Origin of the sequence: Corallococcus sp. CA049B (assembly GCF_003611685.1) — a bacterium.
GTDB classification, from domain to species: domain Bacteria; phylum Myxococcota; class Myxococcia; order Myxococcales; family Myxococcaceae; genus Corallococcus; species Corallococcus coralloides.
In genome coordinates, this window is record NZ_RAWC01000002.1 from 75,969 (window position 1) to 101,359 (window position 25,391).

The window sequence follows — 25,391 nt, forward strand, 5'->3', positions numbered from 1 at the left end:
TCCGCGCTCACCGGCCCTCCACGCACAGTTCGATGAGCAGCCGCTCCAGCTGCAACCTTGGCGCGCCGTTGCGCGAGCCGATGGCCGTGCGCGCTGACTCCAGCAGCGAGTGCCGCCGGTGCAGCGCGGCCTCCGACGTGCGCTGCGCCGCTTCTTGCGCCAGCGCCGTCAGGTCGCGGTTCGCCAGCGCCTCCAGCGCCCCGGCCTTGGCGAGCGACACGTCCCGCGTCCACAGGATGAGCAGCTCCAGCGCCGTGTCCGCGTCCTCGCGCGAGCCGCCGTGCGCCTCCGCGAAGCGCAACAGGGCCGGGATGTCGTTGCCGCTCAGGCCTTCAAAGGCGGTGAGGACGTCCTTGCGCTCCTTCAGCGCGTCCACGTCCAGCGCGAGCGCGCGGCCCAGGCTGCCGCCGGACATCACCGCGGCCAGGGCGGCGGTGTCCGCGTCCAGCTTGCGCTCCTGCTGCACGTGCCGCGCGACCAGGTCCACCGGCAGCGGCCCGAAGTACACCTTGCTGCACCGGCTGCGGATGGTGGGCAGGAGCCGGTCCATGGCGCTCGCCACCAGGATGAGGGTGGTCTCCGCGGGCGGCTCCTCCAGCGTCTTGAGGAACGCGTTCTGCGCCTGGACGTTCATCTGCTCCGCGCTGACCAGGATGGCCACCTTGCGCTTGGACTCCAGGCCGCGCAGCGCCAGGCGCTCCTGGAGCTGCCGTATCTGCTCCACGCGCAGCTCGCGGCTGGGCGTGCCGGTGAAGTCGGAGCGGCCCGCGAGCCCTCGCGACACGCGCTCGTCGTCCGGCATCACCCAGGTGACGTCCGGGTGCAGCCCCTTGGCGAGGCGCACGCAGCTGGCGCACTTGCCGCAGCCCACCTCCGGGGCCTCCGGGCACGTGAGGGCCTGGGCCAGGCCCACCGCGGCCAGCTCCTTGCCGACTCCTTCGGGCCCGGCGAACAGGTAGGCGTGGTGCACCGAGCCGGACCGCAGGGCGGATTGGAGCGCGTCCATCGCGCGGGGCTGTCCCTGCACCGAGGCAAGCGTCATGGGGGGCGTGTATCCCCGCTCGGGGCCCACCCGTCAACCGCCACCTTGACCCGTGCGCGCGCCACCGGTCTGATTCGCCTTAGCGTGTTGAACTTCCTCGAAGGCTATCTCCCCCTGCTGGCGGGCTCCATCCTGACGGTGCTCCTGCTGGGCATCCAGCGGGCCACCCGCGACCCGGACCTGCGCGACGACCTGCGGGGCGCGGTGCGGATGCTGCTGGCCTTCCTGGTGCTGCGGCTCGTGTCGCGCCTGCTGCCGGAGGCCTCGACGCCGGAGGGCCTGCGCAGGTTCGTGAACGTGGGCTGGATGCTCACGTTCGCCTACGGCGTCATCCGGGCCGCGGTGGCGTTCGCGCTGAAGCTGGCGCGGATGCGCTCGCCGGTGTCGACGCCCAAGATCCTCCGCGACGTCATCGACTTCACGCTGTACGCGCTCGCCACCGTCCCCATCCTCCAGAGCCAGCTCGACCTGGACCTGGCGGGCCTGGTCGCGTCCACCGCGGTGCTGACGGTGGTCATCGGTCTGGCGCTCCAGGAGACGCTGGGCAACCTCTTCGCGGGCCTGTCCTTGCAGCTGGACCGGCCGTTCGAGGTGGGCGACTTCATCCGCATTGGCGAGCACACCGGGCGGGTGGTGCACATCGGGTGGCGCTCCATCCGCATCGCCAACTTCCGGCGCGAGGTCATCACCCTGCCCAACAGCATGGTGGGCAAGGAGCACGTGAAGAACTTCACCCAGCACCGCGAGCCCGTGGGCATCGAGGTGCAGGTGGGCGTGTCGCTGGACGCGCCGCCCAACCAGGTGAAGCAGGCGCTGCTGGACGTGGCCCGGGAGATTCCCCAGGTGCTGGTGCAGCCGCCGCCCATGGCGCGCACGGTGGCCTTCACGGACTCCAACGCGCAGTACATGGTGCGCGTGTTCCTCAACGACTTCGCGCTGTCGGACAGCGTGAAGGAGGAGCTGCACACGCGGCTGTGGTACCGGCTGCGCCGCGAGGGCATGGAGCTGCCCCACGCCCAGCGCACGGTGACCCTGCGCCGCGAGACGAAGCACCGCCGCCGCGAGCTGGCGGACGAGACCGTGCGCGACCTCTTGCGTCAGGTGGACCTCTTCGCGCCGCTGGGCCCGGAGGAGCTGGAGCGCCTGCGGTGCGAGGTGGTGGTGCGCCGCTTCGGCCGCAACGAGCGCATCATCCAGGAGGGCGAGGAGGGCGGGACCTTCTACGTCGTGGCCTCCGGCGAGGTCAGCGTGCGCGCCGGCACGCTCCAGTCCGAAATCACGCGGCTGGGGCCGGGCCAGTACATCGGGGAGATGTCCCTGCTCACCGGCGAGCCCCGCGCCGCCTCCGTGGTGGCGCTCCAGGACTCCGTGCTGCTGGAGCTGGACCGGCCCACCTTCGCGCGCCTGTTCTCCGACTACCCCGGCCTCGCCCGGCAGCTCTCCGCGCTCCTCGCCCAGCGCCGCACCCAGCTGCGCGCCGTGGCCCAGGCCGCGGGCGGCGGGCCGGACCACTCGCCCGAGGCGGGCCGCATCCTCGGAAGGCTGCGGGCCCTCTTCGGCCTCACGCACGAATAGCGGACTTTCCCCGCATAACTCCGGGGCAATCACGACCCTCTGTTACGCGCTGCGTGGCGGCCTGGAAGGCATGCGTCCAGCCGCGACGCCGGGACCTTTGACGCTTGGAGCCTGAAAGGTCTAAAGGTTCACACATGCAAGACATTCGTGGCTTCCCCGCGCGATTGGGCGCGCTGCTGCTTCCCGGCGCGCTGCTGATGGCCCTCCCCCAGAGCGCGGCGGCGACGGCCCAGGTAAAGCCAGACGCGACGGTCGCGGGCCTGGAGCGGCTGACGCACCGCCGGGTCTTCTTTGGCCACCAGTCGGTGGGCGGCAACATCCTGGACGGCGTGCGGGGCCTGCCGAACGCGCCGGGCTCCAAGACGCCCGCCATCGTGGAGGTGAAGGACGCGAACGCCACGATCGCGCCGGGCACGCTGGCGCACGCGTTGGTGGGCCAGAACGAGCAGCCGGAGACGAAGCTCGCGCACTTCGAGCAGCTCCTGGACGGCGGCGTCGCGAAGCAGGTGGACGTGGCGCTGGTGAAGTTCTGCTACATCGACTTCACCGCCAGCACGGACGCGAAGACGCTCTTCGAGAAGTACCGCGCCACGCTCGCGGGGCTGAAGTCGCGCCACCCGGGCGTCACCTTCGTGCACGTCACCGCGCCGCTGACGACGGTGCAGCGCGGGGCGAAGGCGTGGTTCAACGAGCTGCGTGGCCGCGCGGTGTTCGGCGTGGGGGAGAACGTGTCGCGCGAGGCGTTCAACGCGCTGATGCGGCAGACCTACGGCGGCAAGGAGCCGCTGTTCGACCTGGCGGCGCTGGAGTCGTCCCGGCCGGACGGCACCCGTGAGACGTACGAGGTCAACGGCCGCGCGTATCCGGCGATGGTGCCGGCGTATTCGGATGACGGGGGGCACCTCAACGCGCAGGGGCAGGCGCGCGTGGCCTCCGCGCTCGTCACGTTCCTGGCGGCCCTGCCGGAATCCCCGGCCGCCGCGAAGGCCGGGCCCTGAGCCATGCGCGTCCCGTTGATGATGATGCTCGGCCTGGGGCCGGCCGTCGCGCGTCTGAAGCTGCGCCGCTGTGAGGCCGTGGGCGCCACCCCCACCGTCTGGGGGCGCGTGTGGATTCACGGCGAGGGTGAAATCCAGGTGGGCAACCGCGTGCTGTTCGACGCGAGGATGGCGCCCATCGAGCTGCACGCGCAGCGGGGGGGACGCATCGTGATTGAAGACGACGTGACCATCGAGGGAGGCAGCTCCATCGAAGCGCAGTCCTGCGTGACGCTGGGCGCGCGCAGCCATCTGGGCATGTGGTGCAAGCTGATGGACAACATGTACCACCCGGTCCGGGGCAACCGGCACGAGCGGCCGCGGTCGGTGCCGCTGGTGGTGGAGGAGGGCGTCACGGTGGGCAGCCGCACCATCCTGTTGCCGGGCGCGCACCTGCAGAAGGGCGCGAGCGTGGCCTCCGGCACGGTCATCTCCCGCCGCATTCCGCCGGGCGTGACGGTGGGCGGCTCTCCGGCCCGGGTGCTGCGGCGCGAGGTGGCGCGATGAAGCCCCCCCTCCCCTCCCGGGCCGAGGCGCTCCAGCTGGCGCGCGCGGGACTCCAGATGGTGCGCACGGAGGTGTTTCCGCGCGCCGAGCGCGTGGTGGCCGTGGCGCGGGCGCGCTGGCTGTTCCGCGACTTCCGCATGGGCCGGGACGTGGCGGCGTATGGCCCGGTGACGGCGCGCAACGACGGCCACGCGGAGCTGGGCGACAAGCTGACGTTCCTGGGCGGCATGCTGCCCACGTCGGTGGTCTGCTACGAGCACGCGCGGCTGCTGGTGGGCAACGAGACCCAGTTCAACTACGGCGCGTCCGTGGAGGCCTGGGAGTCGGTGCAGATTGGCGACCGGTGCATGTTCGCGTCGTTCGTGCGCGTGAGCGACCGGGACGGTCAGCGCATCGCCCCCATCATCATCGAGGACGACGTCTGGGTGGCCCACGGCGCCATCCTGCTCCCCGGCGTGCGCATCGGCGCACGGTCGGTGGTGTCCGCCGGCAGCATCGTTTCCCAGGACGTGCCCCCGGATTCGCTCGCCATGGGCAACCCGGCGCGCAGCATGAGCCTGGACCTGGTGGCCCGCGACGCCACGGGCACGTGACAGGCCGTTCGCCTGCTTCGCCCGGCCCTCAGCAAAACGCTCCGGGCGCGTTCTTTTCCGCATCCCCCTCCACACCCCATCATCCGCTTCAACGACAGGACCCAACCCATGAGCACGCGTGACACGCTTCGCACCTTCATCGTCGACACCTTCTTCGTGGACGACTTCGCGGACGACGACTCGTTCCTGCGCAAGGGCCTCATCGACTCCACGGGCATGATGGAGCTGGTGGCCTTCATCGAGACGGAGTTCCACATCAAGCTCGACGACAAGGAGCTGGTGCCGGAGAACCTGGACTCGCTGTCTCGCGTGGTGGCCTTCGTGGACCGCAAGCAGTCGCTGGCGAAGGCGAGCTGAGACGCCCATGTGCGGCATCGCGGGGTTCACCTTCCCGGCGGGTGACGCTTCGGTCACGGCGCAGCACGCCGGCCGCCTGCGCCGCATGACCGCCAGCATCAAGCACCGGGGGCCGGACGCGCAGCGGGCCCTGCTCCTGGACGGCGCCGCGCTGGGGCACGCGCGGCTGTCCATCGTCGACCTGGCCTCTGGCCATCAGCCGATGCGCGACGAGGCCACCGGCCTCACGGTCGTCTTCAACGGGGAAATCTTCAACCACGTGGAGCTGCGCGAGCAGCTGGCGGGGGCGTATGCCTTCCGCACGCGCTCGGACACGGAGGTCATCCTCGCGGCGTTCCTCACGTGGGGCATCGACTGTGTGCGCCGCTTCGAGGGCCAGTGGGCCTTCGCGCTGTGGGACCCGCGCGACCGCACGCTGTGGATGTCGCGCGACCGCGTGGGCATCTGCCCGCTGTTCTACGCGCACCTGCCGCAAGGGCACCTGGCGTTCGCGTCGGAGGCGAAGGCGCTCTTCGCTGGCGGCCTGGTGACGCCGGCGCTGGACGCGCGGGGGCTCAAGCAGACGTTCCAGCTCTGGGCGCCGGTGGCGCCGCGCACGTCCTTCGAGGGTGTGTCGCTGCTGCCGCCCGCGCACGTGGCGAAGTGGCGTGATGGAACGCTGACGCTCCAGCGCTACTGGGACCTGGACTTCGGCGTGACGCCGGACGCGGCGGAGGCGCCCCGGCTGCTGGAGGAGCTGGGCGCGGTGCTGGACCGGGCGGTGCGCCTGCGGCTGCGCGCGGACGTGCCGGTGGCGGCGTATCTGTCGGGTGGGTTGGACTCCAGCCTGCTGTGCGCGCTGGCGCAGGAGCAGCTGGGCGGGACGCTGCGGACCTTCTCCGTGGGCTTCGCGCACGCGCGGTTCGACGAGCGCACGCACCAGGCGACGGTGGCGGAGCAGCTGCGCACCGAACACCGCGTGGTGGAGATGCGCGACGGGGACATTGGCGCGCTGGTGCCGGGCGTCATCTTCCACGCGGAGCAGGCGATGATGCGCTCCGCGCCCGCGCCGTTCCTGCGGCTGTCCGGGTGGGTGCGCGACCAGGGCATCAAGGTGGTGCTGACGGGTGAAGGGTCGGACGAGATGTTCCTCGGCTACGACCTCTTCAAGGAGACGCAGGTGCGCCAGTTCTGGGCGCGCCAGCCGGGCTCGAAGTACCGGCCGCTGCTGTTGCGCCGGCTGTATCCGACGCTGTCGGTGAGCCAGCAGAACGTGGAGCTGCTGCGCGAGTTCTTCGGCACGGGGTTGGAGACGCCGGACGCGCTGGGGTTCTCGCACCTGGTGCGGTGGGGCAACAGCGGACGCATCCTGCGCTTCCTGGCGCCGGAGTTCGCCGCGAAGGTGGCGGACGAGGATCCGGTGGCGTCGGTGCTCGCGACGGTGCCGGACGCGGTGGCGAAGTGGCGGCCCCTGGCGCGGGCGCAGTACCTGGAGGCGCGGACGTTGCTGTCGGGCTACCTCCTGTCCGCCCAGGGCGACCGCATGCTGCTGGGCAACGCGGTGGAGGGGCGCTTCCCGTTCCTGGACACGGGCGTGATGGAGTTCGCCGCGCGGGTGCCGGAGCGGCTGCGGCTCCGGGGATTGGACGAGAAGCACCTGCTCAAGCGCTTCGCGAAGGGCCGGGTGCCGGCGTCCATCCTGGAGCGCAGCAAGTTCCCGTACCGCGCCCCCATCGCGGGAGCGCTGGTGGGCCCGGATGCGCCCGCGTGGGCGCGCGAGCTGCTGGCCCCGGAGGCGGTGGAGGCGACGGGCGTCTTCGACGCGCGCAAGGTGGAGCGGCTGGTCGCGAAGCTGCGTGCGCCGAACTCGGCGGAGAGCGAAGCGGACACCATGGCCCTGTTCGCCGTGGCGTCCACGCAGCTGCTGGCGCATCACTTCCTGAAGCCGAAGCCCGTGCCCCAGGCGGACGTGGACGCGGTGCAACTGGAGGCCGCGTGAGCGCGGACACCGCGCCGTCATGGGTTCGCGCCCATGCCCAGGTGACGCCGGATGCGCCCGCGGTGGACTCGCCGTGGGCTCGGCTCAGCTATTCCCAGCTCGAAGCACGGCTGCTCGCGCTCGCGGGACAGCTACGGGCGGCGGGCGTTGAGCCCGGGGCTCGGGTGCTCATCGCCCTGCCCCTGGGCTGCGCGGCGGCTGTCTCGAGTCTCGCGGTGCAGGCCCTGGGTGCCTGCGCCGTGGAGCTGGACCGCGAGACGGGCGCGGACTCCCTGGCCAGCATCCTCGCGCAGACCGGTGCCCGCCATGCGGTCATCTTCGGTCAGGACGCGCGGCGCTGGACGGGGCGCTCGCAGCTCACCCACTTCTTCATCGTCCACGGCTCCCGTCCTCCGGAGCGCATGCTCGGGCTGCTGAAGCCCGCCTCGTGCGCGTGGTTGCAAGAGGACGGCGCGGTGGATCCGGACGTGCGCTCGGAGCCGCTGTCCGCCCTGCCCTCACTGCCTCCGGATGCGCCCGCGTCCATCGTCTACACGTCCGGCAGCACGGGCGCGCCCCGCGGCGTCGTGCAGACCTTCGCCAACATCGCGGCGAACACGCGCTCCATCGTGGAGTACCTGGGCCTCACGCCGCGCGACCGCGCCATGCTCATCCTTCCCCTGCACTACTGCTACGGGAAGAGCGTGCTCCAGACGCACCTGCTCGCGGGCGGCTCCGTGTTCCTGGATCCGCGATTCATGTACCCGCAGGTGGTGCTGGAGGCCATGGCCACCGAGTCCTGCACCGGCTTCGCGGGCGTGCCCCTCACCTTCGAGCTGCTGCGCCGTCAGGCCGCCCCGGACTCGCTCGCGAACCTGAAGCTGCGCTACCTCACCCAGGCCGGCGGCGGCATGTCCCCGGACACCGTGCGCTGGACGCGAGAGGCCTTCCACCCGGCGGAGCTGTTCGTCATGTACGGCCAGACCGAGGCCACCGCGCGGCTCTCCTACCTGCCGCCCTCGCGCGCCTCCGACAAGGCGGGCTCCATCGGCCAGGGCATCCCCGGCGTCACGCTGGCCGTGGTCGCGGATGACGGCACGCCCCTGCCCGACGGCGAAGTGGGCCAGCTCGTGGCGAAGGGCGCCAACGTCACCCCTGGCTACCTCAACGCTCCTGACGACACGGCCGCCATCCTCCACGACGGCTGGCTGTGGACCGGCGACCTCGCGTGGCGCGACGCGGAGGGCTTCTTCTTCCTCGTCGGCCGCGCGAAGGAGATCCTCAAGGTCGGCGGCCACCGGGTGAGCCCCGCGGAGATGGAGCACGTCCTCGCGCGCCACCCGGCCGTGCTGGAGGTCGCCGTGGTGGGCGTGCCGGACGACCTGGGCGGCGAGGCCGCATGCGCCGCCGTGGTCCTCCACCCCGGCGCCAGCGCCCAGGAGGACGACCTCCGCCGCTTCTGCCGCGAGGCGCTCCCGGCCCACAAGGTGCCACGCCACGTGCTGTTCATCGACGCGCTCCCTCGCGGGCCCACCGGCAAGGTGCTCAAGGCCGACCTGCGCACGCGCGTGCTGTCTTCACTCTCTTCTCCTGAATCGAGGTCGCCGTGACGATGAAGTTCTCCAAGCAGGTGCTGGAACTGGACTGGGAAGCCAAGGCCGCGTCGCTGTCCGACGGGCTCAAGGAGGCCGTCCTCAAGAAGCTGCGCAAGCGAGGGCTGGTGGTCGCCGTCTCCGGCGGCATCGACTCCGCGTGCGTCGCCGCGCTGGCGGTGCGCGCGCTGGGGCCGGACCGCGTCTTCGGCCTGCTCCTGCCGGAGCGCGACTCCAGCGGCCTGTCCTCCAAGCTGGGCCGCGAGCTCTGCGAGAAGCTGGGCATCCAGTACACGCTGCACGACATCGCGCCCATGCTGGAGGCCGCCGGGTGCTATTCGCAGCGCGACGCGGCCGTGCGCTCCGTGTTCCCCGCGTTCCAGCCGGACATGAAGTGGAAGATCGTCATGCACGGCGACCGGCTCAACACGGACGCCCTCAACGTCTTCTACGTGGTGGTGCAGGTGGACGGGCAGGAGCAGCGCTTCCGCCTCACGCCCCAGGCCTACGTGCAGATCGTCGCCGCCACCAACTTCAAGCAGCGCGCGCGCAAGATGATGGAGTACTTCCACGCGGACCGGCTGAACTTCGCCGCGTCCGGCACGCCCAACCGCCTGGAGTATGATCAGGGCTTCTTCGTGAAGCTGGGCGACGGCTCCGCGGACGTGAAGCCCATCGCCAGCCTCTACAAGACGCAGACGTACAAGCTCGCGCGGCACCTGGGCGTCATCGACGGCATCCTCAACCGCGAGCCCACCACGGACACCTTCAGCCTGGAGCAGTCACAGGAGGACTTCTACTTCTCCGTGCACTACTCGCAGCTGGACCTCATCCTCTGGGCCAAGAACCACGGCATCACGCCCGAGGAGGTCTCCCCGGAGATGGGCCTCACGCCGCAGCAGATCCAGCGCGTCTACGACGACATCGACCAGAAGCGCCGCACCACCGCGTACCTCCACGCGCAGCCGCTGCTGCTCGAAGAGGTCAGCGAGCTGAAGCCCTTCAAGATCTCCTGAAGCCGCCTCACCCGCCTCCGGAACCGGAGGCCGCTTCGATGGTGTCCGCGGCCTCCACCCGGAGGCGCTCCTCCGGGGTGAACGAGTCGAACAAGAGCCGCTGCACCGCGGCCTGACGCAGGGCGGGGTCCGGCTCGCTCTGGCCCAGCGCCGCGCGCTTCGCGCGGAAGTCCGCCAGCCGCTGCTTCCACTGCGCGCGCTCCGCGTCCAGCGACTCCAGCCGCTCGGTGGCCTCCGGCCCCACGGTGGACAGCCGGTGCTGGTGCAGGTCCTCCGCCGTCGCCCCCGCCGCCAGCAGCTCCTGCTCCACGGCCTGCTGCCGCAACGGGCGCACGGCCTCCTCGCGGCTGGCGCGCACGTCCGGGGGCAGCCGCTCCTCCAGGGCCGCCATGCGCTGCTCGCGCTCCTCCTTCGTCAGCGACGCGTCGTTCATCAGCTTCAGCCGCTCCACGGCGACGGCGTCCACCGCCTCCTCCTGCCCGAAGAGGCCGTCCGCCACGCCCGGCCCCAGGTGCTCGCGGCGCAGCTTGCGCAGGGCCTCCAGGCGGTCCCCGGTGTCCGGCATGGCCGCGGAGCCCTTCGACGCCAGCCCCCGCGCCGCTTCCAGATAGGCCAGGTAGTCATCCAGCACCTGCACCGCTTCATCCATGGCGGCGGCGGGCAGGTTCTTCGCCCGCAGGGCCGCGAGGATGCGCTCGCGGATGAGCGACGCGGGCTCCTCGCCGGTGGCGGACAGGTAGTAGTTGAAGAACCGGCGCAGGTCCGCGTTCGGCACCAGGTGCCCGGACGCGTCCACCAGCACCGCGCCATCCTCCTCCGTGTCCTTCAGCGAACCGGGCAGCGGCGGCAGCGGCGAGCCAGCCTGCGGAGCCGGGCTCGGCGTCGCGGCGGCACCGGGAACGGCGGGAGACGCCCCCAGCGGCTTCGGCCCCTGGGCGACTTGAGCGGCGGACGGCGGGACAGCGGGTCCGGGCGCGCCAGGCGCCCGGACCTTCCACCACGAGAAGACGCCGGCACCCAGGAGGGCGCACAGCGCGACCACGAGAATGACGGCGCGGCTCTTCATGGCGGGGCGCTCCTGGAGCGGATTACAGGCCCGCGGTCTTCAGGCGGTTCGCCTGGGTGCGGAACACGGACTTCGGGTCGGTGAAGAACGCGGTGAGGCCCAGCACCTGGTTCACCTCGTCCAGGTGGTTCATGTCGTAGTTGTCACGGATGACCGTGCCGAAGCGCGAGCTGCAGCGGCCCACGAGGCCGTCGTTGGACTCGCTGTAGAAGAAGGACGACAGCTTCAGCGCGTAGTCGGACGCGTCGAAGACGTTGGTGAAGGGGTCCGTGCCGGACCAGGAGTAGTAGCGCTGACCCTGCGGGCCCGTCGCCGCGCCAGTGCCGCACGAGGTGGTGGGCAGACCCGCCGGGAACTTCGCGTTGTACGTGGCCGCGCCCGAAGCGGACAGCGCAGACAGCGCGCCAATCGCGTCCTGCGGCTGCGTCTTGCCGGACAGCAGGCCCAGCACCGTGCCCAGGTTGTTCGCGAAGTACGACAGCACGCTCTCCGTGAACGAACCGCCCTTGATGTTCGAGCGCAGGTAGGTGGCCAGGTCCGCGCCCTTGTGCGGCGAGCCCACCGTCGTCACGGACGCCACCAGGTCCGGCCGCACCGCCGCCACGTAGCGCACGTCCAGGCCGCCGTGGCTGTGGCCAATCAGGTTCACCTTCTTCGCGCCCGAACGCGCGAGCACGTCCTGCACCTGCGCCAGCAGCGCCTCGCCGCGCGCCTCGCTCGTGTTGAACTGCGGAACGCGCGTGATGTAGACCTTCGCGCCGCCCGACTTCAGCGTCGACTCGATGCCGTAGAAGTAGTCGAGCACCCCGAACAGCGAATCAAAACCCGCCATGCCGTGCGCCAGCACGATGGGGTACTTCGTCTGCGTGTACGTATCCGCGCGGGCAGGCTGCGCCCAGAAGGCAAGAACCGCGACAGTCAGAACGAGGGTCCGGACGGCGTTTCGCATACAGGCTCCTGATGGGGGAGGGCGGATCATCGAAGGGATTGACCCGCGAATCAGCCCATAAAGCGAGACACTGATAAAAATCAAGCCAACCTCAGAATTAACCGGAAGGCATGTCAGCTCCGGGTCAAGCCAGACGCATGCGTTCATGGCCCTTCCCTCTGCGACCCGCCGCGTCATGAAAAGTGGCAGCATGCGGGCCCTTCCCGAGGAGCACGCGCTTGGACACCGCCGCCTATCAGGCCTTCACCCTGGAATTGACGCGCAGGGCTGACGCGGACGGCCGTTTCCGCGGGCTCGTGGCGCTGGGCTCGATGGCGGCGCGCGACTACGCGCCGGATGACTTCAGCGACCATGACTTCTTCGTCGTCGCCTGGCCCGGACACGCTGAAACATTGAGACAGGAGCGCGGCTGGCTGCCCCGCGCGGAGGACGTGGCGCTGGCGTTCCGCGAGACGGCGCACGGCCTCAAGGTCGTGTACCGCGACGGGCACCTGCTGGAGTTCGCGGTGTTCGACCTGGAGGAGCTGTCCTTCGCGCGCGTCAACCGCTACCGCGTGCTGCTGGACAAGGGCGGCGTGACGGAGCGCATGGACGAGCGCGCGCGGGACACGGCGGTGGAGCTCCAGCGCACGGCGCCGGACGACGCGTGGCTGTTCGGGCAGTGGCTCACGCAGGTGCTGGTGGGCGTGGGGCGCCACGCGCGCGGCGAAGGGCTCAGCGGGCGCTCGCGGCTCTACGAAGCGGTGCGCCTGTTCTGCCTGCTGCTCGCGCGCCATGTGCCCGCCCCCGCCGCTTCGCTGCTGGACGGGTTGGATCCGGTGCGGCGCGTGGAGCGCGTGTATCCGGAGACCGGCGGTGAGCTGGCGCGGGCCCTGGAAGGCGATACGCCGGGCCTCGCGCGCACGCTCCTGCGGCTGGCCGAGCGCGAGCTGTCCCACGCGCCCGCCTACCCGCGCGACGGAGTGGCAGCCGTGCGGGCGCGGCTCGAGGTGATGCACCGGTAGCCGCGCGGTCGCCTCAGGCGTGGGCGGGGTCCGGTTCCCGGGCGTTGTGCGCGATGACGAGCACCCGTTCGGGATGCGGCTGCCGGCGCGCCCAGTCCAGGAGCGCGGTGAAGGCATCCGGCGCGGGGGCGGCCGTGGCCAGGAGCATGCGCGGCTGGTGTTCGAAGAACAGGTCCTCCGCTCCCAGGTTCTGGACCGCCCACGTGCGCCAGCCGGACACCGGCTTGCCGGGCGCGGGCTGCAGGCCGGTGACGGTGTAGCCACCGGCCATGAAGATGCGCGTCAGCCCCACCAGCGTCGCGCCCGTGCCGAAGCCACACACCACGTGCCGCACCGTGGGGAAGCGCTCGCGCACCTGCGCGCGCAAGCCCGACGCCCAGGCCTCCACGCACGCCACCAGGGCCCGGTTGGTGAGCTGCCGGGGCCAGCTCCAGCCCTCGCGCTCCAGGGACTGGGCCTGGTGGAACATGTCCGCCATCGAGTCCACCTGTCTCACCTGCCCCTGGAAGCCGTGGGCGCGCAGGTACACCGCCCCCGCCGCGTCCGTCAGGGCCACCGTGGGCAGGCCCCGCTCGCGTCCCAGGACGTCCAGCGCCAGCGCGCTCGACGCGCCGGACAGCTCCACCAGCCCGCGCGAGCCCGGCGGCATCGCGGCCAGGTAGCGCGCGAAGGTGAGGTACTTGAGGCTGCCGGACGGCTGCGCCCCCCCCCACAGCACCACCGGCCCGCCCGCCTGTGGACGCGACAGGGAAAACACTCCACGCATGGCCGCCCCCTGGCGCGCACCCGCATTCCGCGCCCGACACGCGACGGAGTCTTCCGGAGGGGGTCCCGCACGGCCATTGCCCCCGGGACGGGGCGGATGTCCTGTGCGGGACGGCGCAAGGCCCTGCAAGCACGTGGCGGGCGGTTATGCTCCGCGCCCATGTCTCAAGCCCCTCGCGTCCGCATCCTGCTGTCGGAGACGTACAACCCCTGGTTCAACCTCGCGACCGAGGACTGGATCTTCCGCGAGCTGGATCCCTCCACCCAGACGCTCTTCCTCTGGCGCAACGACAACACGGTCGTCATCGGCCGCAACCAGAACCCCTGGTCCGAGTGCAACCTCACGCGCATGGAGGAGGACCAGGTCTTCCTCGCGCGGCGCACCAGCGGCGGCGGCGCGGTGTTCCACGACCTGGGCAACACCTGCTTCACGTTCCTGTCCGCCAAGGAGGGCTACAACAAGACGGCGAACGTCACCATCCTGCTGGACGCGCTGTCGCGGCTGGGCGTGACGGCGCAGGCGTCCGGGCGCAACGACCTGGTGATTCCGCTGGAGGACGGCCCCCGGAAGATCAGCGGCAGCGCGTACCGCGAGACGAAGGACCGCGCCTTCCACCACGGCACGTTCCTCATCCACGCCAACCTGTCGCGGCTGGCCAACTACCTCACGCCGCACCCGAAGAAGCTGGAGTCCAAGGGCAGCGCGTCGGTGCGCTCGCGGGTGATGAACATCCGTGACCTCCAGCCGGAGGCCTCGCATGAGTCGCTGGTGAAGGCGATGATTGGCGCCTTCTGCGACTTCCACGGCGCCACCGCGGAGCCGGAGCTGCTGGAGCCCTCGTTCCTGGAGGGCCAGCCGTCGCTCCAGCGCACGTTCGATCACTACGCGTCGTGGGACTGGCGCTTCGGCAACGCGCCCCGCTTCAGCCACCAGATGGTGGAGTACCTGTCGTGGGGCTTCTTCGAGGTCCACGTCGACGCGGAGAACGGACACGTCACCCGCGCGCAGGTCTTCTCGGATGCGCTCTACCCGGACCTCGTGCAGGACCTGCAGACGGCAATCACCGGCAAGCCGCACAGCCGCGACGGGATGCGGCAGGCCGTCGCCGAGGTCCGCGCCCGCCACCCCTCGCAGGAGCGCGAGCTGGGGGAGCTGGAGACGTGGCTGATGGGCCAGGTCGAGGTCTGACCCGGCCCATCCGCCGTCACTTCACTCAGCGATGGCCACCACCGCCGTGGCCACCGCCGGAGTTGCCACCCCAGCCGCCGCCGTTGCCACCGCCGCGGCTGGAGCCGTGAGACTCGCCGCCGCCGGAACCGCGCGAGGAGGAGCCACCGCCGCGGCCGGAGCTGCCGCCACCCCAACCGCCGCCGTGGCTGCTGGAGGACCCGCCGCCGGTCTGCTGGACGCGAACGGAGCCGCCACCCCAACCGCCGCCGTTGCTGGACGAGGAGCGTCCCCCGCCACCGGACGACGGACGCCCGGGGCTGGAGCTGGAGCCGCCGCCCCAACCGCTGGAGCCGCCGCTGGACTGGTGCGCGCCGCCACCCGACGACGGACGCCCGGGGCTGGAACCGCCACTCCAGCCGCCGCTGGACTGGTGCGCGCCACCGCGCGTGCCGTTCCCACCGGGGGGCGGATTGCGCGTGCCACCCCAGCCGCCGCTGTTGCCGTTGTTCGACGAGTGGGCGCCGCCGCCCTGCGGACGGTAGGGCCCGGGACGGCTGTTGCCCCGGCCGCCGTTGGACGAGTAGCGCCCGGGAGACGCGTCATGCACGCGCGGGCTGTTGTACCGGTACGGCCCCGGGCGCGAATAGTGGTAGCGCCCCGGGCGGTAGCGGTCATGCCCGTAGCCGTAGTAGCGCCACGACACGCCCGGGTACCGGTACCACGAGCGCAAGAACACGTTCGGACGGCCGAAGGAGAACGAGATGTGCGCGTGGCGGTAGACCGGGACGACGACGCGGACCGAGCCGTTCCAGCCCCAGCCGCCACCCACGAACACCCAGGACGGGCCGCGGCGCACCCAGTGCGGCGACACGAACACCAGGCCCGGACGCGGCGGCTCCATCCACGAGCCGGAGACCCACTCGTAGCCGTTGGCGCCCCAGTACCAGTAGCCCGGCGCCCACGTGTAGCCCACGGACGGCGCGGGGGGAGGCGTCTCCACGCGCAGGGCCGGAGGCGCCTGGGTGGCCGTCACGTCCTCGCTGGCGACCTCCACGGGGATCTCCACCTCGGTGGAGCCCTCCTGGGCCCAGCCGCCGGACACCCAGCGCCAGACGTCGCCGTCCTGCGCCCAGTAGCCGTTGACGTACTGGTAGCCGGGCATGCGCTCCACCCAGCCGCCGGACTTGAACTGCCAGTTGTCGCCGTCCCAGTACCAGTGCCCGGACGTCCACACCGCGCCGGCATAGGGCCGGGGGGTCGGTGACTCGGCGGGCAGGTCGGGGGGCGGAGAGGGCGCGATGGGCCCGGAGTCATCCGCGTTGGACTCCTGGACGTACGCGTCATCGCCCCAGTCATCCGCGGCGACCGGCGAGGTCTGCGCGAACGCCCCCTGGGTCGCCAGGCCGACAATCAAACCCATCCACCATCGAGAACCCATGACTCCGTCTCCGATCTCCAGACACCCGAGGGGACGCGGGCTTCCCCCACTTTATTCACCCTGGAGGCTCCAGGCCCGCAAACCTGTCGACACTGCTACAGTCCCGCGGGACGCGAATGCTGCGCCGACTCCTCCCCACATTGCTGGCCCTGGGTTGCGGACTGCTGGCCCTCGGATGGGGGCTGGTGAGCCTCCAGCGCATCTTCACCCAGGAGCGTGAGGACGCGCGCGCCCAGGTGCGCTCGCGGCGCATCGCCCTGGAGCAGCTGGCGGCCGAGTCGCTGCGCACCGCGCTCGCGCAGATGATGAAGACCCACCTGCCGAAGCTCAACTCGGCCGTGGGCGACCCGCTGCTGCCCGCCGAGGGCTACTACCTGCTCTTCCGCGGCCACCAGTTCCTGCCGCGCGTGGACTGGCCCCGCGAGGGCGCGGACGTCCCGGCCCAGGCCCACTACACGATGCTGGCGCACGCGCTGGAGGACGGACAGGCCCCCTCCCCCTACCAGGAGAGGCTGGCCCGGCTGCGCGCGACGGAGGCCGCCCTGGCCTCCGGCAGCGAGGCGCGCAAGGACGCCGCGGTGGAGTCCCTCTTGCGCTACCACGCGGCGCACCCGCTGCCGCCGGATCAGGAGCTGCCCTTCACCCTGCTGATGGTGGAGTACCTGCAACGCGGCGAGGACACGCAGCCCCTCATCCGGGCGCTGGTGCGCGAAGGCCTCCCGGAGGAGCTGGGCGGCATGGCGCGGGACGCGGGCCTGCAGCGCAACCTGCTGCGCGCCCGGTCCCAGCTCACGCAGCCGGACTTCAACTTCCTCCAGGCGCGCATCGTGGCGCTGAGCCGCACCCTGTCGGAGCCGTCCGACGCCTTCGTGGCGCGCGTGCAGGAGGCCGGCGCGGGCGCGCTGGTGCTGCCGGAGCCGCTGGACGGCCCCACGCTGCTGGCCGAGCAGTGGTACGTGGAGCCCGCGGCCGAGCAGGTGCACGGGCTGGCCGTGGACATGGGCGCGCTCTTGTCGGAGCTGACGCAGGAGCTGCGCGGTCGCAACCTCATCCCCCGGGATGGCCAGGTGCGGCTGGGGCCCGGCGGCGTGGCGCGCCCCCTGAAGCACCCGGGGCTGGAGGTGGCCACGCCCGGCTGGGCCGCGGCGGAGGCGGACATCGAGGCGCGGTACGGCCTGAAGACGCTGCTCGTCGCGGCGTGCGGCGCGCTCGCGTCGGCCATCGCGGCGCTGGCGGTGGTGGCCCAGCAGCGCAAGTACCGCTTCGTGGAGCTCAAGAGCGACTTCGTCTCCACCGTGTCCCACGAGCTGCGCACGCCGCTCGCGTCCATCCGCTTGTTGGGGGAGACGCTGGAGCGCCGGCTGGGCAAGAGCCCGGAGGCGGGGGACTACCCCACCCGCATCGTGCGCGCGGCGGAGGGGCTGCACTTCCTGGTGGAGAACATCCTGTCCTTCAACCGCATCGACAAGGGGCGCTGGGCGCTCAGGCCCGCGCGCGTGCGGCTGGAGGAGGCGGTGGGCAACCTGCGCGACGACTTGATGGACGCCGTCACCGTGCCGGTGGAGCTGAGCTCGGACGTGGGGGACGTGGAGCTGGACGCGGACGCGTCGCTCGTGCGGATGCTCTTCGCCAACCTGGGCCGCAACGCCTGTCTCTACAACCTGCGAAGCCCGGTGGTCCTCACCGTGCGCGCCTATCCGCAGCCGGGCTTTGGCGCCACGGTGCTCTTCAGCGACAACGGGGTGGGCATCCCCCCGGAGGAATGGGAGCGCGTGTTCCAGGACTTCTACCGACTGACAACGCCCGGGCCGGAGGTGCATGGAAGTGGCCTGGGACTGGCGCTGTGCCGCAGAATCATGGGCCTGCACCAGGGCAGCATCCAGGTGGCCTCCTCCGGCCCCGAAGGCACGACCTTCGCCCTGACCTTTCCCGAGACGCGCCGATGACGACGCAGACGCCAGGCTCCACCACCCGCCCCACCATCCTCATCGTCGAGGACGACGCCAACCTGCGCATGGGCCTGCGCGACAACCTGCGCGACGAGGGCTACGACGTGACGGACGCCCCGTCCGCGAAGGACGCGGCGCCGCACCTGGAGTCGCGGGCGTTCGACCTGCTCATCCTGGACGTGATGCTGCCGGGCGAGGACGGCTACAGCTTCTGCCGCCGCCTGCGCGCGGAGGGCGTGAAGAGCATGGTGCTGATGCTCACCGCGCGCTCGCTGGAGGACGACCTGGTGCGCGGCTTCGAGGCCGGCGCGCAGGACTACCTCACCAAGCCCTACCGGCTGCGCGAGCTGCTCGCGCGCGTGCAGGCGCTGGTGCGCCGGGCGGGCACGGCGCCGCCGCAGGTGGTGACCTTTGGCGCCTTCACGCTGGACCTGGGCCGCCGCGCGGTGCTGCGGGCGGACGGCAGTGAAGTGGACCTGACGCGCACGGAGTTCGACCTGCTGGCGTTCCTGTTGCGCCACCGCGACCGCGCCCTGCCCCGCGGCGAAATCCTGGACGCGGTGTGGGGCCGGGACGTGGTGGTGGATCCGCGCACGGTGGACAACTTCGTGTCGAACCTGAAGAAGAAGCTCGGGTGGACGAGCACGTCCGGCTTCACCATCCACACGCTGCGCGGCGTGGGCTACCGCATGGAGGTTTTGAGCGGCGGCCCGTCATGACGCAACCATGACCAACACATGGAGCCCCGTCGGCCTTTCGACTGGCGGGACTTCGTACCTTGCATCTTGTGGGGCCGGGACGCCTGGAGCGTCCGCCCTGAACAGGAGGCGGGTCAGATGTTTGAGTCGGTCATCGAACGGCGGGGAGTGCGCTCGGGACGGTTCGGCACGGGCGCGTGGGTGTCCATCGGCGTGCACGCGGGGCTCCTGGGCCTGGTGTTCTTCATCTCCGGCCGCCCGCCCGAGACCGTCGAACAGCCGCTCAAGGACATCGTCTTCCATCAGCCCACCATCCAGCTGGGGACGAAGCAGGCCGCGCAGCCGAAGCCGGCCACGACCACCGCACCGAAGCCGAAGCCCAAGCCGCGCACGGACCGCGTCCCGCTGAACCCGAAGCCGCTGCCGGCGGATCCCCCGGAGGCGACGCCGGATCCGGAGCCGACGACGATCGCGGACGCGGCGGCCACCACCGACGCGACGGGCACGGGCGAGTCCGGTCCTGTCGGGGACCCGAACGGGGATCCGAACAGCACCAGCCCCATCGGCGCCATCGGCGTGGCGGGCCTGGTGCCGACCGCGCCCACGGGCACGGACGTGATCCCCTTCCAGGGTGGAATGACGCCCCCGAGGATGCTGAGTGGTTCGCAGTTCAGCTACACGCTCGAGGCGCGGCGCGCGGGCGTGGAGGGGACGATCATCGCGAAGTGCGTCATCACCACGGAGGGCCGGGTGCGCGACTGCCGCATCATCCGGGGCCTGCCGTTCATGGATGACGCGGTGTTGGAGTCCCTCTCCTCGCGGACGTATCAGCCGCTGACCTTCCAGGGCCGTCCGGTGAACGTGTCGTACACGTTCAACATCCGGCTGAAGATGCCCCGGTAGCGGGGGCAGGTGTCCGCCAGTGGAAGCGGCCGGACGCCTGTCTCCCCCTCGGGTGGGGAAAAGAATCGCGGCGGGAGTGCGGGCCCGTTAGGAAACTCCCGTCGCGCCTGGCCATGTGCGCGATACCGGCACCGGAAGGAGCGGGTCTCCCCCGGCCCGCTTCCGGTGCCGGTCCTTTCACTCGATCAATGGCGGACACCTGGTACGACGCGGTGGTGGTGGGTGCGGGCTTCGGTGGCCTGGGTACGGCGCTGGAGTTGTGCCGCCGGGGCGCCCGGGTGGCGCTGTGCGAAGGGCTCAACTACCCGGGCGGCTGCGCGAGCACCTTCCGGCGGGGTGGCTACGGCTTCGAGTCCGGCGCCACGCTGTTCTCCGGCTTCGGTGAGCATCAGCTCTTCGGCCGGTGGATCCGCGAGCATGCGCTGGACGTGACGGTGGACTGGTTGGATCCCCTGGTGGAGATGAGAACCCCGGGGATGCGGTTGCCGGTGCACCGCGACCGGGACCGGCTCATCGCGGAGCTCTGTGCGCTGCCTGGAGCGCCCGTGCGGGGCGTGCGGCGGTTCTTCGAGTTGCAGGCACAGGTGGCCGGTGCGCTGTGGCCGCTGTTCGATGACCCGGACCTGTTGCCGCCGTTGAACCTGAAGACGCTGGTGCGGCACGCGGGGCGCGCGTGGTCCTACGCGCCGCTGGCGCGGTGGCTGGGCCGCCCGTTGGGCGCGGTGCTCGCGCAGCACGGGCTGGAGGGCTTCACGCCGCTGCGCACGTACCTGGACGCGCTCTGTCAGATCACCGTGCAGTGCCCCGCAGCGGAGGCGGAGGCGCCGTTCGCGTTCGCGGCGATGGACTACTACTGGCGCGGCACGGGCCATGTCCGGGGCGGCATCGGCCAGCTGGCGACGGCGCTGACGAAGGCCATCTCGGCCCGGGGCGGCGACGTGTTCATGGCGAACCGGGTGCGCGCGGTGACGCCGGTGGATGGAGGCTGGCGGGTGACGGCGCGCAGGGGTGAGCTGCTCGCCCGGCATGTGGTGGCCAACGTGTTGCCTCAAGGGCTGCGCACGCTGCTGGAGGCTCCGGTGGGGCGGCTGCCCCGGGTGGATGCGCTCGCGGAGCGCGTGGACGACGGCTGGGGCGCGGCGATGCTGTACCTCGTGGTGCGGCCTCCCGAGGGCGACTCCGGCGCCGCGCATCACTTCGAGCTGGTGCGCGACGAGCAGGCACCGTTCATCGAAGGCAACCACCTCTTCGCGTCAATCAGTGGGGCCGCGGATGAAGGCCGTGCACGGCCGGGACAGCGCACGGTGACGGTGTCCACGCACGTGCCCTTGAAGAAGGTCGCGGGCATGACGCCGGAGGAACAGGCGCCCTACTTCGCCGGGCTCCATGCACGGATGCGCGAGAACCTGGACGCGCTGCTCCCGGAATGGACGGCCCACGTGGTGCACGCCATGACGGGCTCGCCGCGCACATTCCAGCGCTTCACGCTGCGAGAGGCCGGCGCGGTGGGCGGCGTGCCCCGGCGCGCGGGGCTAGAGAATTACCGCATCCTGGGACCGTTCCAGGCGCAGCGCGGCGTGTGGCTGGTGGGGGACTCCGTGTTCCCGGGTCAGAGCACCCTGGCCACCGCGGTGGGTGGCGTGCGCACCGCGGCAAGCATCGCCGCGGTGCGCTGAAGCATTGGCTGACCCAAACCGCTTATGGTTTGTGCCCCCTCACGGAGGACACATGCGCACGTTCCTGATTGGCGGTCTGTTGGCGATGGCGGTGGGCTGTGGCGGTCCCATGGAGCAGGAGTCCGAGCCGAACCTGGCCACGCAGGAGGCGACGCTGCCGGACTGTTCCAACGAGCCGAACGCGAACCTGTACCGGTACTACAGCGACGCCGCGCACACCCAGCTCATTGGTGAGTATGGTTGCTATTGCGGCGGGCTCTACTACTGGGGCGGCCGGTCGGTCTATTCGGAGTACATCCAGGAGTGCTGAGCCGTTGAAGTCAGACCCAGGCCACTCCTGAAACCACGGAAGGGGCTGAGGTCCGCGCCTCCGCGAGGATGCGCGCCGACTCCACGGCGGCGTCCTCCGGCCGGACGCTGGTGTCCGAGATGCCGGCGATGAGCCGGGTGCGGTCGTGGTCCACCGCGCCCGGCTTCGCCCAGGTGTCCGCGTCCGGCGCGGTGAGGTACGCGGAGAAGGCGTGGTGCCCGGAGCCGGGGCGCTCGCCAATCACATGCACCAGGGCGCGCGGACGCAGGTCCCCTTCCGCGCCGAACAGCAGCTGGCCCACCTGGTAGCCCGCGCGCACCCGGCCGTGCTTCACCACCAGCACCTCCGGCGCCACCCTCCAACCTGTCGCCTCCAGCTCCGCGCGCAGCCGCGCGAGGAATGGCGCCAGGTGGCCCTCGTCCATCAGCGAGCGCGGATCCAACCCGTCCGACACGACCACCTGCGCGTCGTACCGGCCCGCGTGCCGCTCGCGCAGCGCGCGCACCGCCGCCTCCGAGGCCTCGTCCAGCGACTCGCCGGATGGCGGGTGCAGGATGTAGTCGCGGCGGTCCAGCGAGCGCGTCTTGAGCCGCGCCGCGCCCGGGATGGACTCCACCGCGGCGTCGGACAGCTCCGACCACAACCCCACCTTGCCGTCGTCGTAGAGGCCGCGCACCTCCCGCTCCAGCGCGGGCTCCAACGTCCAGGGCGCCTCGCCATGCCCCACCGCCAGCGGCACGCCCCGCGCGCGCACCTCCGCCATCTTCGCTTCCGCCTCCGCGCGCAGCTCCGCCTCCGTCCGCGTGTCGCCCTTGGCCCGGCGGAAGTGCACGTAGACGTGGGCCGGGTCGCCGAAGTGCTTCGTGGGGCGGCCGTCCGCGTCGATGACGCCCAGGCGCTGGAAGAAGGCCCACATCCGGTCGTCCACCTTCAGGCCGTACCGCTCGCGCAGCCGCACGTGGTCCTGGAAGGACGTGGTGAGGTAGCTGAGCATCGGATCATTCCGCGTGGGCAGCGCCATCAGGTACGCGGGCCCGGCCTCCGCGAGCTGCTCCTGGCACCAGCCCAGGTCATCCAGCGTGACGTCCATGTGCAGCGTGGAGCACACGTCCAGGCCCAGCGTGAGGCCGTGCAGCTTGCCCATCACGATGTCTTCCAGGCAGCAGCGCACCAGCTGCTCGCGCGTGCGGAAGACCTCCGGGCCAATGAAGCCCGCCACGTCGTTGACGTGCACCCACGGCGCCGCGTCCCGCCCCGCGCCCGCCTGCGCCAGGGCCACCCGGCGCTTCAGGGCCCGCGCGAAGCCGTACTTGCGCGACTCATGGATGAGCATGTCCGTGCCGTGGTGGTGCCCGTTCGTCGCGTCCGCGCCCTGCCCCGTCTCGAAGTACAGGCCCCAGCGCCCGGTGCGCGCCGCCGCGTGCGCCACCATCTTCTCCAGCGTCACGTCGAAGGTGCGGTTGGCCGCTTCGTTCCCACCGAGGCTCTGGAACCAGATGCCCGTGGTGCCCGGTCGCGTCGCCTCCACCTGCGCCTGCACGTCGATGTGCGAGAGCACGCAGTGGGGCATCACCTCCTCCAACCCGAACGTCACCAGCACGTCGTGCAGCGCGGACTCCACCGCGGCCACCGACGCCACGTCCGACGACACCGGGTTGGTCCCCAGCACCACGTCGCCCACCGCGAACGACCACCCGTTGAACACCTGCCAGCGGATGTCCTCCGGATGGTCCGTGGGGGAGTTGGGCTGCAAGCGCGCGCTCAGGTAGCCCTTCGCGCCCACGCGGCTGCCCGGCAGCGGATGGAAGATGCGCCCACCGACGGTCTTCAGCTCCGCGTCGTCCATCAGCTTCACGACGCACGCGATGACGTCACTGGGCAGCCCGTCCAGGACGTCATGCACCTGGGACACCGGGGCGGTGAGGAGGAAGCCCTTGAGCCGTCCCAGCGTCCAGTCCGCCACGCGCTTCCAGCGCGCCGCGTCCCACGCCTCCAGGTTGAAGACATACAACCGGTCCTCGAACGGAGGATGCGCGTGCAGCTCATCCAACCGCGTGCGCGACAGCAGGGTCCGTGCGTTGCGCCGCGAGTCTTCATCCGCCGCCGCGACGCCAATGGCCTCGTCGCCTTCCTTGAACGCATTCGCCGCGCCCAACACCTGCTGATACAGGCGCGCGTCGAAACCGCTGCTCAGGCGCTGCACATAGTCGATGACATCTTCGTGGGGGAGGACGTCGGGGAGACAGACGCTCATGGGGCGAGAGCTTTAACCGGTGCCCCCACCGCGCCACCATCCCCCGAGGGCCGTGTCGCATGCGTGACGGCCGGGCGCCTGCCCTCCGCGATGCTTGGTGTTGCAATCGTTGGCGCGCTGAAGCTCAGCCACCGTCCTTGGCCGGCGTGCAGTCCGCTGGGGGCTTCCAGGTGAGCAACGCGTCTACCCGCTCGTCCTGGACCTTGGACACTCCCGCCGGTGCGTCGATGCGGTTGACGCCGGGCTCGCGCGTGAAGTCGAGCTCCCGGACCGGGACAGGCAACGCCGGGCAGCCCTCCTGAAACGTGGTCTCGGCCTCGGTCATGAGCACGTTGGCGTGGTCCTCACCCGGAGCCCACGAATAGGGAAACGTGAACTCTCCGGACAGGAGCTCCGCGCCTCCGGGAGGGAACCAGTTCCAGCTCAGCCTCGTTTGCGCCGTGGAGCCGCCGAAGACCCTGCCGGCGACTCCGCCCAGGATGCCGTCATCGGTCGCGGGCCACTCGACGCGGAGGCCCTTCGGCACCGGCACGCGCACGGCCTCCACCTGCACCCGGTCCTTTACCTCCGGCTCCAGCAGGAGCATCCACATCAGTTCGCGGATCCGCTCCGGCGACACGCGTCCCACCGTCACACCGGACCGCCGCGCGGCATTCGTGGCGGCTCCGTCCACCCGGCCGTCGGACTTCAACGCCAGGCTGGAGCAACTGCTCGAGCGGTACGTGGTCCCCGTCGCCAGGTGAAAGGCGTCGAGCTGATCACAGAAGCTGTAATGGCCTCGCCGGCCCCGGATCACCAGCCAGCCGTCCATCGGCGCGCGGATGCGTCCCAGCGGCAGCACCGTCTGGACGTTCCGCGCGTTCGGGTTGATCGCCAGACAGACTCGCCAGGCCTTGTAGCGGCTCCGTGAAGGCTGCCTCCGGGCTTCCTTCATGCAGTCCGGCGGAGGCGGCGGATCCTCGTCGAACGTGCCGGGGCGCCGGTTCTCCGGACGGAAGGCCTTCTCCGCCCGCGCGCGCCAGGGCTCGGTCTCGGCGCCGCAGTCACCGGCCTTCACGGGACACAGCAGGGACGCCAGCCGATGCTTCGGCGAAGACTCGCGCGCGAGCACGTCGCGAAGGTCCGGCGGAATCACGATGGACTGCGCTCCGGCGCGGCCTGGCTCCAGTTGGGACGTGAAGTACGCCTTGCCCCCGTCGCGCCACCACGTCTTCAACGCGAGCGCGGGTACGGGGTGCTCTTCGTCCCACGTCAGCGGCTCCCGCGACTCCTCCTCACGAGCGATGCCGAAGCAGCGGTGGCTCAGCAACAACTGGATCCCCGTCCGCGCCTCCTCCACCTCGCCATCCTCGGGAAGCGCCTCCATCCGGGCGTCGAACGCGGACAGTTCCTCCCGCGCCGCCTTCCAATCGGCGGAGTCCGGCGTACACGGGACGATTCGCCCTGCCTGCGTAGGCGCGCCCGCCAACAGCCACCCCAGCCCGAACGACACCATGAGGGACACGGACATGTCCGCCATGGCAGCCGCTCCG

The 25,391-nt window shown here is 71.2% G+C and carries 22 protein-coding genes; 15 read left to right on the forward strand and 7 right to left on the reverse strand.

Annotated elements, in window-relative coordinates; all coding sequences use genetic code 11:
* Positions 1-7: 7 nt before the first annotated feature.
* On the reverse strand, positions 8-1,042 hold the full coding sequence (gene holB / locus D7W82_RS00845) for a DNA polymerase III subunit delta' (protein WP_120616476.1): 1,035 nt from the start codon (positions 1,040-1,042) through the stop codon (positions 8-10).
* A gap of 84 nt (positions 1,043-1,126) precedes the next feature.
* Between holB and D7W82_RS00850 the strand changes: the two genes are divergently transcribed.
* From D7W82_RS00850 to nadE, 8 genes are all read left to right on the forward strand, one after another.
* A complete protein-coding gene (locus D7W82_RS00850; RefSeq protein ID WP_120616477.1) occupies positions 1,127-2,617 on the forward strand; it encodes a mechanosensitive ion channel family protein in 1,491 nt (496 codons plus the stop codon).
* Positions 2,618-2,751: 134 nt separating this feature from the next.
* Positions 2,752-3,615: a hypothetical protein gene (locus D7W82_RS00855; RefSeq protein WP_120616478.1), complete on the forward strand. Its 864-nt coding sequence runs from the start codon at positions 2,752-2,754 to the stop codon at positions 3,613-3,615.
* A gap of 3 nt (positions 3,616-3,618) precedes the next feature.
* On the forward strand, positions 3,619-4,161 hold the full coding sequence (locus D7W82_RS00860) for a DapH/DapD/GlmU-related protein (protein ID WP_120616479.1): 543 nt from the start codon (positions 3,619-3,621) through the stop codon (positions 4,159-4,161).
* A complete protein-coding gene (locus D7W82_RS00865) occupies positions 4,158-4,754 on the forward strand; it encodes an acyltransferase (protein WP_120616480.1) in 597 nt (198 codons plus the stop codon). The genes D7W82_RS00860 and D7W82_RS00865 overlap by 4 nt, the downstream gene beginning before the upstream one ends.
* A gap of 108 nt (positions 4,755-4,862) precedes the next feature.
* Positions 4,863-5,111 carry an acyl carrier protein gene (locus D7W82_RS00870; RefSeq protein ID WP_014398060.1) on the forward strand — a complete coding sequence of 83 codons (249 nt, stop codon included), beginning with the start codon at positions 4,863-4,865 and terminating at the stop codon, positions 5,109-5,111.
* Positions 5,112-5,118: 7 nt separating this feature from the next.
* Positions 5,119-7,089, forward strand: a complete 1,971-nt coding sequence (gene asnB, locus D7W82_RS00875; protein WP_120616481.1) for an asparagine synthase (glutamine-hydrolyzing) — start codon at positions 5,119-5,121, stop codon at positions 7,087-7,089.
* Positions 7,086-8,678: a class I adenylate-forming enzyme family protein gene (locus D7W82_RS00880; protein WP_120616482.1), complete on the forward strand. Its 1,593-nt coding sequence runs from the start codon at positions 7,086-7,088 to the stop codon at positions 8,676-8,678. The genes asnB and D7W82_RS00880 overlap by 4 nt, the downstream gene beginning before the upstream one ends.
* 2 nt (positions 8,679-8,680) lie before the next feature.
* A complete protein-coding gene (gene nadE, locus D7W82_RS00885; protein WP_120616483.1) occupies positions 8,681-9,676 on the forward strand; it encodes an NAD(+) synthase in 996 nt (331 codons plus the stop codon).
* 7 nt (positions 9,677-9,683) lie between these two features.
* Here nadE and D7W82_RS00890 read toward each other — a convergent pair whose 3' ends face one another.
* Positions 9,684-10,742, reverse strand: coding sequence for a lipase secretion chaperone (locus D7W82_RS00890; protein WP_120616484.1), 1,059 nt, complete (start codon positions 10,740-10,742; stop codon positions 9,684-9,686).
* Positions 10,743-10,764: 22 nt separating this feature from the next.
* The gene (locus tag D7W82_RS00895) at positions 10,765-11,691 is read right to left on the reverse strand and encodes a triacylglycerol lipase (protein WP_120616485.1); all 927 of its coding nucleotides are present in this window, start codon (positions 11,689-11,691) and stop codon (positions 10,765-10,767) included.
* A 218-nt stretch (positions 11,692-11,909) separates the two neighbouring features.
* Here D7W82_RS00895 and D7W82_RS00900 point away from each other — a divergent pair, with 218 nt between their 5' ends.
* Complete coding sequence (locus tag D7W82_RS00900; RefSeq protein WP_120616486.1) at positions 11,910-12,695, forward strand: hypothetical protein; 786 nt, start codon at positions 11,910-11,912, stop codon at positions 12,693-12,695.
* A 13-nt stretch (positions 12,696-12,708) separates the two neighbouring features.
* Here D7W82_RS00900 and D7W82_RS00905 read toward each other — a convergent pair whose 3' ends face one another.
* Positions 12,709-13,461: a pyridoxal-phosphate dependent enzyme gene (locus D7W82_RS00905; protein WP_120616487.1), complete on the reverse strand. Its 753-nt coding sequence runs from the start codon at positions 13,459-13,461 to the stop codon at positions 12,709-12,711.
* A gap of 159 nt (positions 13,462-13,620) precedes the next feature.
* Here D7W82_RS00905 and D7W82_RS00910 point away from each other — a divergent pair, with 159 nt between their 5' ends.
* Complete coding sequence (locus D7W82_RS00910; RefSeq protein WP_120616488.1) at positions 13,621-14,649, forward strand: lipoate--protein ligase; 1,029 nt, start codon at positions 13,621-13,623, stop codon at positions 14,647-14,649.
* Between the two features lie 25 nt (positions 14,650-14,674).
* Here the strand turns inward: D7W82_RS00910 and D7W82_RS42120 are convergent, their stop codons facing one another.
* Complete coding sequence (locus D7W82_RS42120) at positions 14,675-16,069, reverse strand: hypothetical protein (protein WP_255417078.1); 1,395 nt, start codon at positions 16,067-16,069, stop codon at positions 14,675-14,677.
* A gap of 116 nt (positions 16,070-16,185) precedes the next feature.
* On the opposite strand from D7W82_RS42120, the gene D7W82_RS00920 reads away from it, so the two are divergent.
* From D7W82_RS00920 to D7W82_RS00940, 5 genes are all read left to right on the forward strand, one after another.
* The gene (locus D7W82_RS00920) at positions 16,186-18,015 is read left to right on the forward strand and encodes a HAMP domain-containing sensor histidine kinase (RefSeq protein ID WP_120616489.1); all 1,830 of its coding nucleotides are present in this window, start codon (positions 16,186-16,188) and stop codon (positions 18,013-18,015) included.
* Positions 18,012-18,737, forward strand: a complete 726-nt coding sequence (locus D7W82_RS00925) for a response regulator transcription factor (RefSeq protein WP_120616490.1) — start codon at positions 18,012-18,014, stop codon at positions 18,735-18,737. The genes D7W82_RS00920 and D7W82_RS00925 overlap by 4 nt, the downstream gene beginning before the upstream one ends.
* Positions 18,738-18,854: 117 nt before the next feature.
* Complete coding sequence (locus tag D7W82_RS00930; RefSeq protein WP_120616491.1) at positions 18,855-19,619, forward strand: energy transducer TonB; 765 nt, start codon at positions 18,855-18,857, stop codon at positions 19,617-19,619.
* Positions 19,620-19,807: 188 nt separating this feature from the next.
* Positions 19,808-21,295: an NAD(P)/FAD-dependent oxidoreductase gene (locus D7W82_RS00935; RefSeq protein WP_120616492.1), complete on the forward strand. Its 1,488-nt coding sequence runs from the start codon at positions 19,808-19,810 to the stop codon at positions 21,293-21,295.
* A 52-nt stretch (positions 21,296-21,347) separates the two neighbouring features.
* The gene (locus D7W82_RS00940) at positions 21,348-21,605 is read left to right on the forward strand and encodes a hypothetical protein (protein ID WP_120616493.1); all 258 of its coding nucleotides are present in this window, start codon (positions 21,348-21,350) and stop codon (positions 21,603-21,605) included.
* A 10-nt stretch (positions 21,606-21,615) separates the two neighbouring features.
* On the opposite strand, the gene eutB is transcribed toward D7W82_RS00940, so the two are convergent.
* Together eutB and D7W82_RS00950 are read right to left on the reverse strand one after the other, a co-directional pair.
* Positions 21,616-23,859: an ethanolamine ammonia-lyase subunit EutB gene (eutB, locus tag D7W82_RS00945; RefSeq protein WP_120616494.1), complete on the reverse strand. Its 2,244-nt coding sequence runs from the start codon at positions 23,857-23,859 to the stop codon at positions 21,616-21,618.
* Positions 23,860-23,983: 124 nt separating this feature from the next.
* The gene (locus tag D7W82_RS00950; RefSeq protein ID WP_120616495.1) at positions 23,984-25,378 is read right to left on the reverse strand and encodes a hypothetical protein; all 1,395 of its coding nucleotides are present in this window, start codon (positions 25,376-25,378) and stop codon (positions 23,984-23,986) included.
* Positions 25,379-25,391 lie beyond the last annotated feature (13 nt).

Coding starts and splice junctions, on each gene's coding strand:
- nadE (WP_120616483.1), top strand. CDS start 8,681: ATGAAGTTCTCCAAGCAGGTGCTGGAACTGGACTGGGAAGCCAAGGCC.
- D7W82_RS00855 (WP_120616478.1), top strand. CDS start 2,752: ATGCAAGACATTCGTGGCTTCCCCGCGCGATTGGGCGCGCTGCTGCTT.
- D7W82_RS00950 (WP_120616495.1), bottom strand. CDS start 25,378: ATGGCGGACATGTCCGTGTCCCTCATGGTGTCGTTCGGGCTGGGGTGG.
- D7W82_RS00910 (WP_120616488.1), top strand. CDS start 13,621: ATGTCTCAAGCCCCTCGCGTCCGCATCCTGCTGTCGGAGACGTACAAC.
- D7W82_RS00865 (WP_120616480.1), top strand. CDS start 4,158: ATGAAGCCCCCCCTCCCCTCCCGGGCCGAGGCGCTCCAGCTGGCGCGC.
- D7W82_RS00895 (WP_120616485.1), bottom strand. CDS start 11,691: ATGCGAAACGCCGTCCGGACCCTCGTTCTGACTGTCGCGGTTCTTGCC.
- D7W82_RS00930 (WP_120616491.1), top strand. CDS start 18,855: ATGTTTGAGTCGGTCATCGAACGGCGGGGAGTGCGCTCGGGACGGTTC.
- eutB (WP_120616494.1), bottom strand. CDS start 23,859: ATGAGCGTCTGTCTCCCCGACGTCCTCCCCCACGAAGATGTCATCGAC.
- D7W82_RS00905 (WP_120616487.1), bottom strand. CDS start 13,461: ATGCGTGGAGTGTTTTCCCTGTCGCGTCCACAGGCGGGCGGGCCGGTG.
- D7W82_RS00890 (WP_120616484.1), bottom strand. CDS start 10,742: ATGAAGAGCCGCGCCGTCATTCTCGTGGTCGCGCTGTGCGCCCTCCTG.
- D7W82_RS00860 (WP_120616479.1), top strand. CDS start 3,619: ATGCGCGTCCCGTTGATGATGATGCTCGGCCTGGGGCCGGCCGTCGCG.
- D7W82_RS00870 (WP_014398060.1), top strand. CDS start 4,863: ATGAGCACGCGTGACACGCTTCGCACCTTCATCGTCGACACCTTCTTC.
- D7W82_RS00920 (WP_120616489.1), top strand. CDS start 16,186: ATGCTGCGCCGACTCCTCCCCACATTGCTGGCCCTGGGTTGCGGACTG.
- D7W82_RS42120 (WP_255417078.1), bottom strand. CDS start 16,069: ATGGGTTCTCGATGGTGGATGGGTTTGATTGTCGGCCTGGCGACCCAG.
- D7W82_RS00935 (WP_120616492.1), top strand. CDS start 19,808: ATGGCGGACACCTGGTACGACGCGGTGGTGGTGGGTGCGGGCTTCGGT.
- asnB (WP_120616481.1), top strand. CDS start 5,119: ATGTGCGGCATCGCGGGGTTCACCTTCCCGGCGGGTGACGCTTCGGTC.
- D7W82_RS00925 (WP_120616490.1), top strand. CDS start 18,012: ATGACGACGCAGACGCCAGGCTCCACCACCCGCCCCACCATCCTCATC.
- holB (WP_120616476.1), bottom strand. CDS start 1,042: ATGACGCTTGCCTCGGTGCAGGGACAGCCCCGCGCGATGGACGCGCTC.
- D7W82_RS00940 (WP_120616493.1), top strand. CDS start 21,348: ATGCGCACGTTCCTGATTGGCGGTCTGTTGGCGATGGCGGTGGGCTGT.